Here is a 752-nt window from a genome sequence, read left to right as displayed (position 1 = left end):
TGGACGCCTGAGTGGGTGCTCTGCGGGCCTTCGTCTGATTTCAGTTTGAGTCGGTCTCTGGAGTGGTCGGTGCCGACGGGGTGAGGGTGAACAGGCCGGGTTCGGATTCGGTGAGGATGCCGCGGTTGACCAGGCGTTTCAGCTTGGCGCGCATGCCTTCGGTGTGTCGCGGTTCGGTGCCGGTGCCGAGGGTGCGGCAGACCTCCCGGGCGCGCAGCCCGTCCCCGTTCTGCTCGAAGAGGGCCAGGATCTCGCGGTAGCCGGGCGGCAGCGGCTCGGGCGGTGGGGTGCCGTCCTCGGTGGCCAGTTCCAGCACGGTCTCGCAGGTGGTCTCCAGCCGTTCCAGGGTGCGCTCGGCGGCGGCGAGTTGCCCGGTGAGTTCGGTGATCTGCTCGCGCAGCCGTTCGGCGGTCTCGCGGACCAGTCGCTGCCGGGCCTCGATCTTGTCCAGGAGCTCTCTCACCGCCTGCTCCCGCTCGCCTGGGATGTATCGCGCCAGGTCGGGGTGGCGGTGCGGGTGAGGCGGCGGAGCATGACGTCGGTCATGGACCAGTGGATCATTGCCACCGAGCTGGCCGGCCGGGTCTCGTAGTCCCGCGCGAGTCTGCGGTGCAGCAGGAGGGTGCCGAACGTCTGCTCCACCACCCATCTCTTGGGTTCCGGGGTGAACCCTCTTGCCCCGGGATCACGTTGGACGATCTCCACGTCGATGCCGAGGCGGGCGCCGTGCTCGACCACGGCCTGCTTGAACC

Annotated in this window: 2 protein-coding genes; both read right to left on the bottom strand. The window is 69.0% G+C overall.

Translation table 11 applies throughout. The features are described from left to right. Positions 1 to 40: 40 nt before the first annotated feature. The gene (locus FGD71_RS34915; RefSeq protein ID WP_119104586.1) at positions 41 to 463 is read right to left on the bottom strand and encodes a hypothetical protein; all 423 of its coding nucleotides are present in this window, start codon (positions 461 to 463) and stop codon (positions 41 to 43) included. After that, positions 460 to 752 (bottom strand): transposase (locus tag FGD71_RS34910; RefSeq protein ID WP_140936018.1); only part of this gene is annotated, 293 nt, incomplete at its 5' end. The genes FGD71_RS34910 and FGD71_RS34915, both read right to left, overlap by 4 nt.

This window comes from Streptomyces sporangiiformans (assembly GCF_005768555.2).
GTDB lineage: Bacteria > Actinomycetota > Actinomycetes > Streptomycetales > Streptomycetaceae > Streptomyces > Streptomyces sporangiiformans.
This window is presented reverse-complemented; position numbering and strand designations above follow the sequence as displayed.